This window comes from Nocardia cerradoensis NBRC 101014 (genome assembly GCF_000308535.1).
GTDB classification, from domain to species: domain Bacteria; phylum Actinomycetota; class Actinomycetes; order Mycobacteriales; family Mycobacteriaceae; genus Nocardia; species Nocardia cerradoensis.
In genome coordinates this window covers 1-15,067 of sequence record NZ_BAFW01000146.1, presented here as the reverse complement: position 1 = coordinate 15,067, position 15,067 = coordinate 1, and the positions used below count along the sequence as shown (strand labels likewise).

Here is a 15,067-nt window from a genome sequence, read left to right as displayed (position 1 = left end):
TCAGCGGTGGGCGTCGAGCACCTCTCGCAATCGCTTCGCGAAAGCCTCGGGCTGCCCGGCGTAGCTGGCGTCGCCGCCGACGAAACCGCTGTGATGGCTGGGGAATACGGCCGGATGCTGTCCGAGGAGGGCGGCTGTCGCTGCCGCGGTCCGGCCGGTCAGTACGTTGCCTGTCTCCTCGCCGACGGCGATGAGGACGTGGGTGGGGACGTCCGTCAGTGCGGCGACGTCGGGCCGGTAGCCGCTGACCGCCCAGGAGCGGTCCGAGACCAGCGGGTCGTCGCGGGAGCCGTCGTCTTCGGTGGGCATGCCGAATTGGGCCGGGTCGGGGGCGGGGAGGGCGAAGAACTCGTCGGTGAATTCGCCCTCCCACGATGCCATCGCGATGAAGGCGGCCATACCGGCGCCGAATCCCTTGGCCTCGTACACATCTCGCACGCCGATCTGTGCGCGGCGGGCCGCTTCCGCATCGGGCAGCACCGGCAGGATCGGCGGTTCGTGCGCGACGAGTGTGGTCACGTCGCCGGGGTGGGCGGCTACCAGGGCCAGGGCGGTCACGGCTCCGCCGCTGCTGGCGAAGATCTCCACCGGGCCGCCGATGTGTTCGATGAGCGCGTGCAGATCCCCGGCCTGCACGACGGGCGAATTGTCGGTCCGCCCGTCCTTGCGCACGCTGCGCCCCAGCCCACGCGGGTCGTAGGTGATCACGGTGCGGTCGGGGAAGTAGGAGGCCAGAGTGGCGAAACCGTCGGCCGTCATCGGCTGGCCGACCATGAGCAGCGGCGCCCGGCCGTCGGCGGTGGGCAGCGGACCGCGGACGTCGTAGGTGAGGTCGGCCTCGGGGGTGCTGAGGATTTCTGTCTGCATGCCCCTAGGACGAGGCGGGCGCCGGAAATTCATCGGTCACCGCCCCCAGTGTCGCGGCGAACAGTTCGGTCACGCGCTGCCAGGAATCGGCCGCGGCCGCCGCATCGTGCACCGGACGTCCGGGGAAGAAATAGGCGTGCTGCGCACTGGGGTAGACCACCAGTTCGTAATCCGCGCCGGCCTGCGCGAGCGCGGCGTCGATGGCCGCGCGCTGCTCGGCGTCGATCACATGATCGCGCTCGGCCAGCAGCAACAGCAGCCGGGTGCCGCGTTCGGCGATCGAGGAGGTGTGGGCGAGCAGCGGATCCGGGATGCTCAACGCGGTACCGGCGACCGGCAACCAGCCGGGGTAGAAGATCGCCGCGGCGTCCAGATCCAGCCTGGTCGCGGCGAAGTAGGTGATATGCCCGCCCAGGCTGAAACCGAGCGCGCCGGTGGTGTCGCCGCCCTCACCCTGCTCGCGGGCGAAGGCCACGGCCGCACGCAGATCCGCCTCCACACCGTCGCGAGTGAGCGTGCCGAGCAGGTCGAAGGCCCGCGCCCGGTTCTCGTCGGATTCGGCCAGTCCGGCGGCGGTCTCCGGCCCGCACCGGTGATACAGATTCGCGACCACCGCCACGTATCCCAGCGCGGCCACCCGGTCGACCACCGCCCGCACTTCGGCTGTCAGACCCCACAATTCGGCGCCGACCAGCACCACCGGCAACCGGCCGCCGCGTGCCGGTCGCGCCAGATAGACGGCCATCGGTGAACCGTCGACCTCGACCTCGGCATGCCGGCCCACGATTTCCTCGGTCATTTCAGCCTCCACTGTGCGCGGCCTGCGGATCAGGTTGCGCCCCAGGCATTCTGCCGCAGTCCGGGCGCTGTCCCCAGCGCTGAATCGGCGACGTGGCGGACCACGCGCTCGGCGAGCGGCGCCCATAACGGCCGGAAACTGTCCTAATTCTGCGCGAGAATGGGCCGGTGACCGATACGACGCAGCGCCTGCTCACCCTCCTGTCGCTGCTGCAGACGCCGCGCGAATGGTCGGGCAGTGAGCTCTCGCAGCGACTGGGCGTCAGCCCCCGGACCGTGCGCCGCGATATCGATCGGCTGCGCGAACTCGACTATCCGGTGCAGGCGACGATGGGTGTGTACGGCGGATATCGGCTGGCCGCGGGGACGGCGATGCCCCCGCTGCTGCTCGACGACCACGAGGCGGTGTCCACCGCGATCGGGCTGCGGACCGTCGCCGCGCACGCATTGCCCGGTGCGGACGAGGCGGCGGTGCGAGCGCTGGCCAAACTCGAACAGGTGCTGCCGACCCGGCTGCGGGCCCGGGTGCGTTCGGTGAGTGCGGCCACCGAAACCCTTGCCGCCGAATCGGATTCGCCGGTCGATACCGCCGTGTTGACGGTGCTGGCGGCCGCGATCGGCGGGGGGGAACAACTGCGCTTCGGTTACGTCTCGAACTCCGGTGCGCGGACCCGGCGGCTGGTCGACCCGCATCGCCTGGTCGCCGCGGGGCAGCGCTGGTATCTGGTCGCCTTCGATCGCGAACGCGACGATTGGCGGATCTTCCGGATCGATCGCATCGAGAGTCCGCAGCCGATCGGCTTGCGCACCGAGGCACGGGAATTGCCCGCCGAGGACGCGGCCACCTATGTCCGCGAATCGTTGTATTCGATGGCGCCGGTGTACCGCGCGGAGGTGACCGTGTTCGCTGCGGCGGCCGCCGTCCGCGCCACCGCGAGTGCGCTCGGCGAGATCGAGGAGGTCGACGAGCACACCTGCCGGCTGCGCACCGAGGCCGACACCGTGCAATGGCTCGTCGTGCGACTGCTGCGGCTCGGCCACGACTTCCGCGTCGACTCCCCGCCCGAGCTCGCCGACCATGTCCGCGAACTCGGCGCCCGTTTGCAGCGCGCCGCACCCGCGCATCCGGGGGCGAAAAAGCTACGGTGACCGGATATACGCAATTTCTCAGCAAGCTGTACCGGAATACTCGAGGAGAACTGGTTATGCGTCGACTGAGTGTCACCCGTCGTCTCGGCGCGGCAGCGGCGGCAGCCGCGGCGGCGTCCGTGGTCTTCGCCGGTCCCGTCGCGGCGGAACCCGCCGCCGTGGACTGGTCCGCGGCGACCGCGCATCTGCGTGCGGCGGCGGCCGGGAATCCGGCGGCCGAACAGGCAATCGACCGGCTGCTCGCCGCCGGACCGACCGTCGAGCAGGCGGCTCTGCCCGCGCAGCCGTTTCAGATTCCCGCCCAATCCGACATCGGGCGCGGCACCGGCCCCGGCGTCTACGGGTCCGGAATCGCGTTGAACTACGACGGTTTCCGCCTCGGCTTCTTCGGCGGCCCGGGCACCATCGCCCCGAATCAGGCGGGGGCGAATCTGCAGGTCGTCTGGTACAATCTGTCGAACGGGCGCAGCGGCACCCAAACCCTGCTCGAACACAACGACGTGCCGGTGGACACCACCATCCGCACGCCCGTCTTCGATCCGGGGGCGGGCATGGTCGTGGCCGCGGTGTACGGGACGCTCTGGCACCGGTGGCCGGTCCCGGTTTCCGATGCCAACCCGGACGGTTTCCAGTACCAGCTGGGCACCATTTCCGTCCCGTCGTTCGGCGCCTTCTACAACTGAGCGGACGACAGTGCGCGGGACCGGTTCGCGGCGAACCGGTCCCGCCGCCATGTCAGTGGATGAACGGCAGACAGCCCGCCATCCCGAAGTGCACCAGCAGATAACCCGACGCCGGTACGGCGGCGACGAGAGCGGCGAACAACGCCAGCGGGATCCCGCGCCCGGCCCGCCGCGTCCGCGAGTCCGCGCGCACCAGCCGGTGCACTCGGTCGGCGACGGCGAGCGTGCTGGTGCCCAGCGCGGTATCCGGTAGCAGCGAGCGGATCTCGGCATCGCCGGTGGCTCCGGACAGCGTGAGCAGCGCGGTGAGTACGGCGCTGCGGCTGTGGCGACCGGCGGCGCGGTCGTCGGCGCACATTTCCAGCAGCTGGGCGATGCGGTCGTCGGCGGCCGCGAACAGCGGAATGCGCGGCAGGGTGGTGGTCAGCGCACGTGTCGAGGCGCGGATCAGATGATGGCGCCCGGCCAGGTGGGCGTCCTCGTGGGCGAGTACCGCCGCCAGTTGCGGCCGATCCAGCGCGGCCACCGCGGCGCTGGTCACCACGACCGTCCCCGGTCGCCCCGCCACACAGTAGGCCGCCCGTTGCGGCGCATCGATGACCACCGCGGCCGCACCCGACTCGTCGTCCAGCCGCCGTCCGACCAGTGATGCCGAGCGGGCGTGCAGGGCGCTGCTGCGTCCCGCGCGCACCACCGCCCCGATCACCCGCACGCCCCGCACCGCGACGAATCCGATCAGCGCGAGCGCCGAGATCAGCGCCGCGAACTGCGCGACCGGACCGTGGCTGCCGTCGGCGGTCGCATGCACGGCCACCACACAGTCGTCGAACAGGTGGGCCATCGGCAGATCCCAGGTGTGGGCGACCTGCACGGCCAGAGCCACCGCCGCGGCCGCCCACGCGCCGAGGACGGCGGCGATCGCGGTGAGCCAGGCCAGCACCCCGAGCGCGGGGACGCTGCCGTGCGCGGTGAGCCGGGTCAGGATCGGTGGGCCGAGAACGCAGACCAGTGCCGAATAACCCAGCAGGCACAGCGCGAGGGTCACTCGGCGACCTCGGTGCCCGGCTGCTCGGTGTGGGTATTGCGGGATTTCGCGCGGCGCAGCACCTTGCGCAGGGCGGCGGTGTCGTCGTCGGAGATCTGCTCGACGAAGTGAGCGAGGACCAGATCGGAGCGGCCGCCGCCGAGCGCCTCGCGCATCAGCTGGGCGCTGTACTGTTCGCGGCTCAGGCGCGCTCGATAGCGATAGGCCTTGCCCTCGCGTTCGCGTTCCAGCCAGCCCTTGCGGTGCAGATTGTCCATGGTGGTCATGACCGTGGTGTAGGCGATTTCCCGGCTGCGCAGCAGATCCTCGAACACGGTCCGCACGGTGATGGTGTCGGGAGCGGACCAGATGCGGTCCATCACCACCGCCTCCAGATCCCCGAAACGATGTGCCATCGCACCTCTCCACCATCGACTACGTACCGGGATAGTACCCATTCCCGGCCCCCGGGAACGGCTGTGGCCCCGCCGCAACGACGGGGCCACAGGGGTGGGAGAGCCGATTTCAGGAAGCGGCCGGAGCAGGTGCGTTGAGGGTGTTGTACATCTGCACCGCGCTCGCGATACCGACCGGCACGCCGAGGATGGCGGCGCCGATCAGCGGTCCGACGGTGGCACCGAGTCCGGCGCCGACCAGGCAGCCGGCCGCGCCGCTGCCGAGGAAGAACTCCGGCACCAGGGCGAAGCCGATCGTCGCGCCGAGCACGCAACCGGTGATGCCGCCCACCGCGCCGCCGGCGAGGCTGCCGATACCGGTCGCCAGCCCGAACTGGGTGGCGGCCACGCTCAGGGCGGAGTTGAACTCGTCCTGGGTGTAGATCGGCTGGGCGGAGGTGACCGGTTGTTCGACGGCGGCCGGCTGGGGCGCCGGCTGCTGAGCGGCCGCCTGCTGGGTCTCCGGCAGCGAGGCGGGTGCGGTGGCGGCCTGTTCGGCCTTGGGCGAGGTGGCCAGGGCGGTACCGGCGACGAGCGCGCCGCTGCCGTCCTTGACCTGGAACTGGGTGCCCACCGTGGTGAGCGAGCCCAGGCCGGTCTGAATGCTGACCGAGCCGTCCTGCGTGTTGCTGGTGTAGCGCACGCCCGGAAGGATTTCGGTCGTCAGTGTGAACGGGTCGGCGGCGATCGGTGCGCCGGCGGCGGGGGCCGCGGGCGTGCCGGTGGCGGCGTTCGCCGTGGTGGCGGTGGTGGCTACGGCACCGGTCACCATCAGAGCTATGGTCGCGCCGGAGACCAAACGGGTGGTCTTGTTCATCGGATCCTCATCGTGGTCGATCGGATAAGGCGGCGAGCGATCGGGAATTCCAGAGGGAGAATTGCCGAATTATCCGCTGCCGGTGCGAAATCCGGATTATCCGGACCGCGCGAACCGAGATTAACGAGTACCGAACCCGTGTAAAGGTACGACGCGAAAACGTTTACGGTTGAGAAATGTTGCTAACCAAGCGGATACAGCTGCGTAATAAGCCTTTAACGTGAGAACCGAATGGGCCGAGCGGATTCCGGACATCGTCGCGGCCATTCGACTATGTACGTACGCATTTAGTAGAAGTTCGTACGTATCCGTCGTCGACAGTAGCAATCTCCGAGCGATCCGAAAAACACGGGGGCGAGACCGTAGCGGTCTCGCCCCCGTGGCAGTCGAAGCGTCGTTCAGCTCGGTGTGATCCGGAACAGTCCGGTCGTGGTGCCCTGGTACTGCACGCGGCCCGGCGCGATCGTGCCGACCATCTGCAGGGTGTCGTGCACGGTGCTGGTGCCGATCAACCGGCTGGAATTCTCCGTGCCGGTTTCCGCGTCGATCACGACGAGGTGATAGGTGTCGACCACCGCTCCGGCGCTGCCGGTATCGATGCCGGCGATCCGATTCTTGCGGGCGACCGTGTAGATCTTGCCGTCCGCCAGTGAAAGCCGGGGGACCGCGGCGGATTTCACATCGCTGGTCCACTTCCGGGTGCAGCCGCTACCGTCGGCGTTCACATCGATGCGGACCATGCCGCCGGTGAAGTCGGCTTTGTCCGGCTCGCTCGGACCGGCGTTGTCCGGCAGTGCCGGATACGGATAGCCGTAGGTGCTCGCCACGAAGACGCTGTTACCCGAGCCGATCGGCGAGTTCTCGTTGCCGTCCACCGCGGGCACCGAGCAGACCGGGCGGCCGGTGCGGGTGTCGTAGACGAGCAGATTCTCCTGCGGCACCGCATTGTCGGTGATGGCCAGATAATCGGTACCGTCGCGCGGGCCGAAGAAGGTCGGACTGGCCCCGCTGCCCCAGCTGAGCTGCCCGGGTTTGCGTGCCGGGCCGCGATCGTAGGGCTGGCGCCACACCTGGTGCGGAGCGCCCGAGGCGTCCGCGGTGAACAGGTAGGTGGCGTGATCGGTGGTGACCGCGGTGCCCTCCGGGGCGGTCGAGATGCTGTTGTCGACGTGTTCCCCGGGTAGCGTGATCGACTGCGCGGCACCGGTTTTCGGATCGACGGCACCCACCGCGCCGTCGGCGGTGGCGAACCACACCCGGCCGTCGCGATCGGGCATCAGCGAGGCGACGCTGTCGCAGCCGTTCCCGCCGCAGTGACCGGTCACCGCGGCGCCGAGGGGAGTCGAGGACGCGATGGCCAGCTTCCAGCCGTTGCCCTCCTTCGTATGCGCGACCCGCACCAGATTGTCGTCACCGTCGACCATGACCAAGTGATCGGCATTGTCCAGATAGGCGTAGACCCCGCCGAGCAGACCGCCCTTGGGCAGTGACAGCGATGTGAGCGGCTGACCGCTGTTCGGGTCGAGTAGGAATATCTTGGGCGAACGGTCGGTGACGGTGGTGCACAACGCCTGTGGCATGCCGTCGGCGCCCTGCAGAATGGTCGGGCACGCGGCGGCCAGTTCCCGGAACTGCGCGTTCACCGCGCCGGTGCCGACGCCCGGCAGCGGAGTGCTGTCGGAGGATTCCGCGTCGCCGTGCATGGTGGCGGTGCCGACCGGCCCGAGATACGGATCGACCGGAGGGGGTGGGCCGAACGCGGCGCTCGCGGTTCCCACGCCGATGGTCAGTATCGCGGCCGCGGCGGCAGCGATCGAGGTGATCGCGCCCTCGGTGAAGCCCTTACGTCGCACAAGCACTCCTCGATATGATTATTCGTATCGAATGATTCAATTATTCGTATCGCGACAGGTTAGGAGACCCCGTGCCGACTGGCAACACCGGGCGGGCCGAAAGCTCGCCCCCGACCCGGCGGGTGGTGTCGGTGGTGGAACTGCTCGCCGCGCACGACGGCGCGCTGACCTCGGCGGAGATCGCCGACACGCTGGGATTGAGTCGCTCCACCATGGGTGCGATCCTGGGCACCCTGGAGGAAACCGGTTGGGTGCGGCGGCTTCCCGACCTCGGCTACGAACCCGGTCCCGCGTTGCTCGTGCTGGGCGGAAGGTTACGGGACCGCCTGCGCGATCACGATCGGGTGGAGGCCGAACTGCGCCGGCTGGCCGAACGGGTGGGCTGCGGCGCCGCGCTCACCTCCATCGCCGGTAGTGAAGTGATCTTCGTCGCGGTGGCCGGTGGGCCCGGGCTGATCCCGGCCGGAATCGAGGCCGGCACCCGGATACCGTTGCGCCCACCGGCAGGCGCGGCCGTCCTGGCCCATGCCGGGCTGCCCGCACAGCGCGCGTGGTTGCAGCAAGCGCCGCCCGAGCGCCGGGCCGAATTCGAACAGGTGCTGGAAACCGTTCGCGCCCTGGGGTATTGCGCGTGGGGCCTGGACGCGGCCAGCCTGCCGACGCTGCGGGTGCTGGCCGAGGTGGTCGATCATCTGTCCGACCGGCCCGCCGACAAGGCGTTGCGGGAGCGGGTCCTGGCGCTGCTGGCCACGATCGGTGGCACGGCGCACAGCTGGGCCGATCTCGACAGCGATCGCGCACTGCCGATCAGCTATCTCACGGTCCCGGTCTTCGACGGTGAGCGGGTGGCGATGGAGGTTCAGATCGGCCCGCTCAGTGCCGCCGTCGGCGCGGTCGAGCGCGCCGAGTACGTGCGCGAAACCGTCTCCGCCGCACGGAGAATCGCGGCGGCGGATTAGCGGTTCAGGGCCTGCTCGAACATCGGCCAGGAGCGGTGCAGATCCTCCTGCCAATAGCCCCAGGAGTGGGTCCCGTTCGCGCGCAGGTCGAAGGTCGCGGGAATGTTCAACCGCGTCAGCCGGTCCCGCAGCGCGATCGAGCAATTGTGGGTGGCGGCCTCGAGCACGCCGCCGTAGACCAGCTGCTCGATGAGTTTGCGGGTGTTGCCGTGGATTCCGGGCCCGTCCGGATTGTCGAAGGGACCGGGAATTCCGCTGCCGGTCGAGACGTAGATCGCCAGCCCGCGCAGCCGGTCGGCGTTGACGTACGGATCGTGGGCCGCCCACAGCGGATCGTCGGGCGCACCCCACAGATTCAGCGGATCACCGCGCCACCGCAGCACCACACCGTCGACGAACGCCTGCCCCAGCGGATCGCTGGTGCGCGCGCAGCCGCTGTAGGAGCCGACCGCCCGGTACAGCTGGGGCGCGGCCAGGGCCAGCTGAAACACGGAGGTGCCGGCCATGGAGATGCCGGCCACCGCGTTCGCGCCGGAGCCGTGAAAGGCCGAATCGATGATCGGCGGCAGCTCCGCGGTGAGGAAACTCGACCACTTCTGCCGCCCGAGCACGGGATCGTCGGCGCGCCAATCGGCGAAATAGCTGCCGTTGCCGCCCATCGGCGTCACCACCGTGACCTGTTTGCCGCGGAAGAAGTCGACGATATCGGTCTGTTCGGGCCAGCTGCTGGCCTCCGAACCGCCGCTGGCGCCGTTGAGCAGATACAGCACCGGCGCCGGGGCCGAACCGTCCGGCGCCCGAAGGACTTTCACCTCGATCTCGCGATTCATCGCCGCGGAGTGCACGCGCAGATCCAGCATGCCGTCGGATTCCTGCTCGACGCCGAGCAGGTGGGCGCCGTCGGCGGCGGGTTCGGCGGCGGCGGTGAGCGCGGCGATGCTGACCGGGGCAGGCGGCGGGTCGTCGGCCACCGCGGGTGTCGCGCACAGCGCCGCGGTCAGCACCGACGCCAGCAGGGCGGTGGGCAGTGAGCGGCGAATCATCCGCCTACCTCTCTCGTTCCGGCGGGTCTGGACGGCGGTCAACGTAGGCCCGCGAAGGGCACGGCCGCAAGGTGTTCCGCCGACTGTTGGGACCGGCGGCCTATCGGGCTCGACCGGATCTGGGGAAGGTCACAAACTTCCACGGCGACGGTTGGCGGATGGGCGCGGGTGCCGTTGACTCGGTCCGCGTGATTCGGCGGCGCGGCCGGCGCCGGCGGGTCGTCACATCTGGACGAAACGAGGGTTTCCATGGTCGGTTTCGGCTTCTTCGACGATTGGCATCCGCAGCCCGGCAGACTCATCGCCTGGGCACCCACTGCGCAGTCGCGTGCGGCGGTTCTGGCCGCCCCGGAGCATCCGGTCGGCCCGTCGTACCAGCAGCGCGAATATCTGCGCGCGGCGTATCGCCAGCGCGGCAGCGGATCTCGCGCCTCCCGGCTGTGCATGATCGCCTTCGACTTTCCCAGCGCCCTGGACCGCGATGCCATGACCCGGACGATCACCGCGTTCGCCCGCCGCCACGACACGTTCTGGAGCTGGTTCTCCTGCGAACCCGGCGAGCGCATCGCGCGCCACGTCGCCGACCCGGGCGATATCGAGTTCGAGCCCCGCGACTACGGCGAGATCACCGACAGCGATGCCGTCCGCGACCATGTGCAGCGGCATGCGCGCGACGTATTCGATTGGGACTGTTTCGGTTTCGGCGTCATCGATCGCGGTGACTCGTTCACCGTCTACGCGGCCGTGGACCACCTGCACACCGACGGTGTGGGACAGGCGCTGTCGTGTGTGGATCTGCTGCTGCTCTACGGCAACGAACTGTCCGGCGGCCAGGTCCCCATCGAACCGGTCGACGGTCATCTCGCCTACTGCGAACGGGAACTGAGCTACAACGCCGAGCTCACCACCGACTCCGCGCCGGTGCAGCGCTGGCTGGAGTTGCTGATCCGCCACGACGGCGCGGTGCCGTCGTTCCCGATGGACCTCGGCGTGGCGCCGGGCGCGAGCGGGTTCACCCGCGGCGCGCAGATCACCGTGCCGCTGTTCGAGGAGGCGGAGGCGCTGCGGTTCGAGCAGGTGTGCCAGGACTTCGGCGGGAAGTTCCTCGGCGGCGTGTTCGCCGCGATCGCGCTGACCGAACATGAATTGACCGGCAGGGACAAGTATTTCGTGTTCACGCCGGTCAACACGCGCTCGACCCCGGGGGAGCAGGGGGCGATCGGCTGGTATACGAGTCTGGTGCCGGTCGCGGTGGCGGTGCGCCCGGACGAGACGTTCACCTCCCTGGTGGGCCGCGCCCAGGCCCAGGCCGATGCGGCGAAGGAGCTGGCGCAGGTGTGCGTGCACCGGGTGCTGGAACTGGCCGCCGACGATCCGCGCATCCACACCCGGCTCGGATTCTCGGCGCCGATGGTCTCCTACGTCGATGTGCGGCGGATGGCGGGCGCGGAGATGTTCGACCGCATCAACGGCGGGCTGTACGGCAACCGGGCCAGTTCCAGCGAGGTCTACCTGTGGATCAACCGCTTCCCCGACATCACCCAGTTGAGCATGGTGTTCCCGGATACGCCGCGGGCGCACGAGGCGGTGGCGCAGTATCTGTCGACACTGACGAAGCTGTGCCGCGACATCGCACTGACCGGCACCGAACGGGTCGATGCCGCATTACTGTGACGCGGCGGATCGCACCGGGTCACCGACCGGCGAGATGCGGGTGAGTGGAATGTCCGGGCGCGGCACCCGGGCGTCGCAGTCGGGGGACCGGGAAGCGATCCCCGGCCGGAAGCGGGGCGAGTCGGTCCGCGCCGCCACAGCCGAAAACCTCTCGGCCGAAGGGCATGTCGGCGATGATGCCGCGACGTCGGCTCCGCCTCCACCGGCACGGCAGGACCGGCAACCCGCTGTGGATATCCGCTCCCGGGAGTCGTCCGCGAAGGCCGCGAGACAACATCGGGACTCGGTCGCGGCGAGCTGGTCGCCCCCGCCGGCACCATGTGCGCGAGCGGTGCTGAAAGGCCCTGTGCTGGAACGCGTCTCGCGGCACGGGACCGTAGTCTGGGTGGGTGTGATCGCGACGCTCACCGCGGCGGTCCTCACGATACGGTCCGCGCGGTACGACTGGTTCGGCGACGAGCTGTACTTCGTCGCCGCCGGATATCACCCGGCCGCCGGATATGTCGATCAGGGACCGCTGATTCCGCTGCTCGCCCGCGCCGCGCACGCTGTCGCGCCCGACTCCCTGACCGTGCTGCGGCTGCCGGCCATCCTGGCCGGGGTGGTGGCGATCGTCGTGACCGCGGCGCTGGCGCGGGAGTTCGGCGGCGGCCGCGCCGCGCGGATCCTGGCCGCGGTCGGATATGCCTGCTGTCCCTATGTGGTCACCCAGACCGCCTCGCTGTCGACCTTCGCCCTCGACAGTACGGCCGTCGCCGTCCTGGCCTGGTTGTCGGCACGCTGGGTGCGGACCCGAGCGGACCGGTTGCTGCTGATCGCGGGGGTGGTCGCGGCGATCGATCTGCAGGTGAAACTGCTGCTGCCCGTGGTCGTGGGCGCCTTCGCCGTCGGCATCGCCTGCTGCGGGCCGCGGGAGATCGTGCGCCGGCCCACGCTGTGGGCCGCCGCCGGGATCGCGGCGGTGTCGGCGGCGCCCGCGCTGCTGTGGCAAGCGCGCCACGGGTGGCCACAGCTGGCCATGGGGGCGGTGATCCGCGACGAACAGCGGGCGGCGACCGGCGGGACGGCCGGCTTGCCGGTGCAGTTGGTGACCATGGCCGGCGTGCTGGGGGTGGTGCTGATCGGCTGTGCCGCTCGGGGGTTCGCGGGTCGCCGGTTGCGCGATCACCGCTTCCTGGCCGTCGCCGTCTGCGTCATGGTGGTGTTCGTGGCCGTCACCGGCGGGCGCCCCTACTACCTCGCCGGGCTGCTGCCGGTGCTGTTCGCGGCGGGCGCCTGCGTTCTGGTGGAGCGGTTGCCCGCGCGATGGTCGCGAGTCGCGGCCTGCACCGCCGCGACGATGTCGATCGTCATCGCGCTGGGGGTGGTGCTGCTGTTGCCGTCGGGCAGCCCGGCGCGACCGGTCGGCACGAGGGCCGAATTGTCCACGCGCATGCGGGTTTCGGGCACCACCGGCTGGGACGCGCTCGTCGCCGGGGTGTCGCTGGCCGCCGAACGATCCGGTCCGGATCACGCGCGGACCGCGATACTGACCCGGACCTATTGGCAGGCGGCGGCACTGGCTCGTTTCGGGCTGCCCGGTCTGCCGCCGGTCTACAGTCCCGATCGCGGTTTCGCGGAGTTCGGCCGCCCGCCGCCCGGCACCACCACGATCATCTACGTCGACACCGACACCGCCGAAACACGCTTGCGCCGAACGTTTTCCACCGTCGAACCCGTCGTCCGGCTCGACGATCCGCGTGGGTTCCCCGGTATCGATGCCCACGTGACCATCTGGCGGTGCGCCGGGCCACGCGACACCTGGGCGCGGCTGTGGCCGGAGCTGACGACCGACATTCTGGACCCGGGTATCTGAGGAGATATCGATGACGTATGCCGCACCCGCCGAATCAGCCTGTCCCGCAGACGATGTCGGCACGACCGACCTGATCCGGGCCAAAGGCGACCGGACCGTCTCGGTCGTGATCCCGGCCCTGAACGAACGCGACACCATCGCGGGCGTGATCGATTCGATACGGGATCTGGTCGGCGGACTCGTCGACGAACTGGTCGTCGTCGACTCCGGCTCGACCGACGACACGATCGCCCGCGCCCGTGCCGCCGGTGCGAGCGCGGTGTTCACCCGCGAGCAGGCGCTGCCCGGGGTGCCGGTGCGGGCGGGCAAGGGGGAGGTGCTGTGGCGGTCGCTGGCGGTGACGACCGGCGATATCGTCGTGTTCATCGACTCCGACCTGCACGATCCGGACCCGGGCTTCGTGCCCGCGCTGGTGGCACCGTTGCTGCGTGACCCGCGCATTCAGCTGGTGAAAGGGTTCTATCGGCGCCCGCTCGGCGACGATCCGCACGGCGATACCGACGGCGGCGGGCGGGTGACCCAGCTGGTGGCCCGGCCGCTGCTGACCGCGCTCGCCCCCGAGCTGGCCGATGTGCGGCAGCCGCTCGGCGGTGAATACGCCGCCACCCGCGCCCTGCTCACCGAGATTCCGTTCGCGCCCGGCTACGGCGTCGAGATCGGCATCCTGCTCGACACCCTGCACCGCTACGGGCGCGCCGCGATCGGCGAGGTCGACCTGGGCGTCCGCATCCACCGCAATCGGCCCACCCACGAACTGGCCGTGATGAGCCGTCAGATCATCGCGACACTGCTCGCGCGCCTCGACATCGCCGATTCGGGGGTGGGGCTGACTCAGTTCCGGCCCGGCGCGACGGGATGGCGGCGGGTGACGACTCCGGTGTCGGCGGCCGAGCGTCCGGCGCTGGCGTCGCTGATCACCACCAACCCAGCAGCGGGCTCAGCTGCCGGCCGAGTTCGGGGGCCAGCGAACGCGCGTAGCTCGCGGTGAAGTGATGTTCGTCGTGATAGACGAGGATGTTGCCGACCTCCACCGGGCAGACGTCGCGTTCGCACACGGCGTCGGTGAGGTCGATCGGAAAGACGTTCGGGAAGGCGGCGGATGCGTCGAGGGCCGGGTTGACCGGTGAGAGCGCATCGGCGCGGTGCATGCCGCAGCTGATCCGATCGCCGTGGCGGGCCAGGCAGTCGATCGCGCGATAGCGCACACCGTCGCGGCGCAGCCACGGGGTGTCGCGGACCGCGATCACCCGGATGCCCTTGTCGGACAGGGCTTTCCACACATCCTGGTAGTCGGCCGGGGTTTCGTCGCCGCCCGCGTCGACCGGACGGGTGCCGGTGGTGAACACCCATTCGGGCCGCTCGTTGCCCAGCAGATCGATCACATCGTGTGACCAGTCGCGGCAATCGGGATTCGGTTCGCCCTTGTACATCGCGTTCTGATCGAGGGTGAGCGGGCAGCCCATCTTCAGATGCACCAGGATCTTGAAATTGTGCTGCGCCGCCAGCTGCTGCAGCGCCGGCATCCAGTGCTCGGCATGGGAGTTGCCGACCACCGCGAGCGTGTGCGGGGCGTCGGCCGGCCCGTAGGTACAGGTGACGACCTCGCGGTGATCCCAGTCGGCGATACAGCCGTCGACGGTCGGGCTGGGCAGTTCGGCCGGCGCCTCGTACAGCGTGGGCCGCATGCGCGCCTGCGGGACCGACGCGCCGCCGACCAGTGCCTCGGCGCCGGGATACTGCACCGGGTCGAGGTCGCCCACCGCACGCGGCGGATGAGTCTGCACGACCGCACTCCAGGTGACCGCGGCGGTGGCGACCACCGCCGCGGTCACCGACAGCGCGACCCCGGCGGTGCGGCGATACCGCGGCCCGAACATCGGTGCGTCCGTC

General features: G+C 69.9%; 14 protein-coding genes. 6 read left to right on the top strand and 8 right to left on the bottom strand.

The genetic code is table 11. The features are described from left to right. Both ON23_RS15235 and ON23_RS15230 read right to left on the bottom strand, forming a co-directional pair. Entirely contained in the window at positions 1–867 is an 867-nt protein-coding gene (locus ON23_RS15235) for an alpha/beta fold hydrolase (RefSeq protein ID WP_039778945.1), read from the bottom strand. A 4-nt stretch (positions 868–871) separates the two neighbouring features. Then, positions 872–1,666, bottom strand: a complete 795-nt coding sequence (locus ON23_RS15230) for a dienelactone hydrolase family protein (protein WP_051042718.1) — start codon at positions 1,664–1,666, stop codon at positions 872–874. A gap of 167 nt (positions 1,667–1,833) precedes the next feature. On the opposite strand from ON23_RS15230, the gene ON23_RS15225 reads away from it, so the two are divergent. Together ON23_RS15225 and ON23_RS15220 are read left to right on the top strand one after the other, a co-directional pair. After that, positions 1,834–2,814, top strand: coding sequence for a helix-turn-helix transcriptional regulator (locus ON23_RS15225; RefSeq protein WP_039778944.1), 981 nt, complete (start codon positions 1,834–1,836; stop codon positions 2,812–2,814). Between the two features lie 56 nt (positions 2,815–2,870). Beyond that, positions 2,871–3,497, top strand: a complete 627-nt coding sequence (locus ON23_RS15220; RefSeq protein ID WP_039778943.1) for a hypothetical protein — start codon at positions 2,871–2,873, stop codon at positions 3,495–3,497. A 52-nt stretch (positions 3,498–3,549) separates the two neighbouring features. Here ON23_RS15220 and ON23_RS15215 read toward each other — a convergent pair whose 3' ends face one another. The 4 genes from ON23_RS15215 to ON23_RS15200 all read right to left on the bottom strand — a co-directional run bounded on the left by ON23_RS15215 (position 3,550) and on the right by ON23_RS15200 (position 7,646). Next, positions 3,550–4,542 (bottom strand): M56 family metallopeptidase, encoded by a 993-nt coding sequence (locus ON23_RS15215; protein WP_051042717.1) that lies wholly within the window; start codon positions 4,540–4,542, stop codon positions 3,550–3,552. After that, positions 4,539–4,937, bottom strand: a complete 399-nt coding sequence (locus ON23_RS15210; RefSeq protein ID WP_039778942.1) for a BlaI/MecI/CopY family transcriptional regulator — start codon at positions 4,935–4,937, stop codon at positions 4,539–4,541. Before ON23_RS15210 ends, ON23_RS15215 begins: the two co-directional genes overlap by 4 nt. A gap of 109 nt (positions 4,938–5,046) precedes the next feature. After that, on the bottom strand, positions 5,047–5,793 hold the full coding sequence (locus ON23_RS15205; protein ID WP_036507978.1) for a DUF8020 domain-containing protein: 747 nt from the start codon (positions 5,791–5,793) through the stop codon (positions 5,047–5,049). 398 nt (positions 5,794–6,191) lie between these two features. Beyond that, a complete protein-coding gene (locus ON23_RS15200) occupies positions 6,192–7,646 on the bottom strand; it encodes a hypothetical protein (protein ID WP_083903983.1) in 1,455 nt (484 codons plus the stop codon). A 71-nt stretch (positions 7,647–7,717) separates the two neighbouring features. On the opposite strand from ON23_RS15200, the gene ON23_RS15195 reads away from it, so the two are divergent. After that, the gene (locus tag ON23_RS15195; RefSeq protein WP_039778941.1) at positions 7,718–8,605 is read left to right on the top strand and encodes an IclR family transcriptional regulator; all 888 of its coding nucleotides are present in this window, start codon (positions 7,718–7,720) and stop codon (positions 8,603–8,605) included. Here the strand turns inward: ON23_RS15195 and ON23_RS15190 are convergent. Then, complete coding sequence (locus tag ON23_RS15190) at positions 8,602–9,648, bottom strand: alpha/beta hydrolase (protein ID WP_039778940.1); 1,047 nt, start codon at positions 9,646–9,648, stop codon at positions 8,602–8,604. The genes ON23_RS15195 and ON23_RS15190 overlap by 4 nt on opposite strands. Before the next feature lie 249 nt (positions 9,649–9,897). Here ON23_RS15190 and ON23_RS39585 point away from each other — a divergent pair, with 249 nt between their 5' ends. The 3 genes from ON23_RS39585 (at position 9,898) to ON23_RS15175 (ending at position 14,165) form a co-directional block, all read left to right on the top strand. Further along, a complete protein-coding gene (locus ON23_RS39585) occupies positions 9,898–11,322 on the top strand; it encodes a condensation domain-containing protein (protein ID WP_039778939.1) in 1,425 nt (474 codons plus the stop codon). A gap of 385 nt (positions 11,323–11,707) precedes the next feature. Continuing rightward, positions 11,708–13,177, top strand: a complete 1,470-nt coding sequence (locus tag ON23_RS15180) for an ArnT family glycosyltransferase (protein WP_051042716.1) — start codon at positions 11,708–11,710, stop codon at positions 13,175–13,177. 10 nt (positions 13,178–13,187) lie between these two features. Next, positions 13,188–14,165, top strand: coding sequence for a glucosyl-3-phosphoglycerate synthase (locus ON23_RS15175; protein ID WP_051042715.1), 978 nt, complete (start codon positions 13,188–13,190; stop codon positions 14,163–14,165). Here the strand turns inward: ON23_RS15175 and ON23_RS15170 are convergent. Next, positions 14,092–15,067, bottom strand: a 976-nt coding sequence (locus tag ON23_RS15170; RefSeq protein ID WP_276326894.1) for an SGNH hydrolase domain-containing protein, incomplete at its 5' end; no start/stop codon positions are given. The genes ON23_RS15175 and ON23_RS15170 overlap by 74 nt on opposite strands.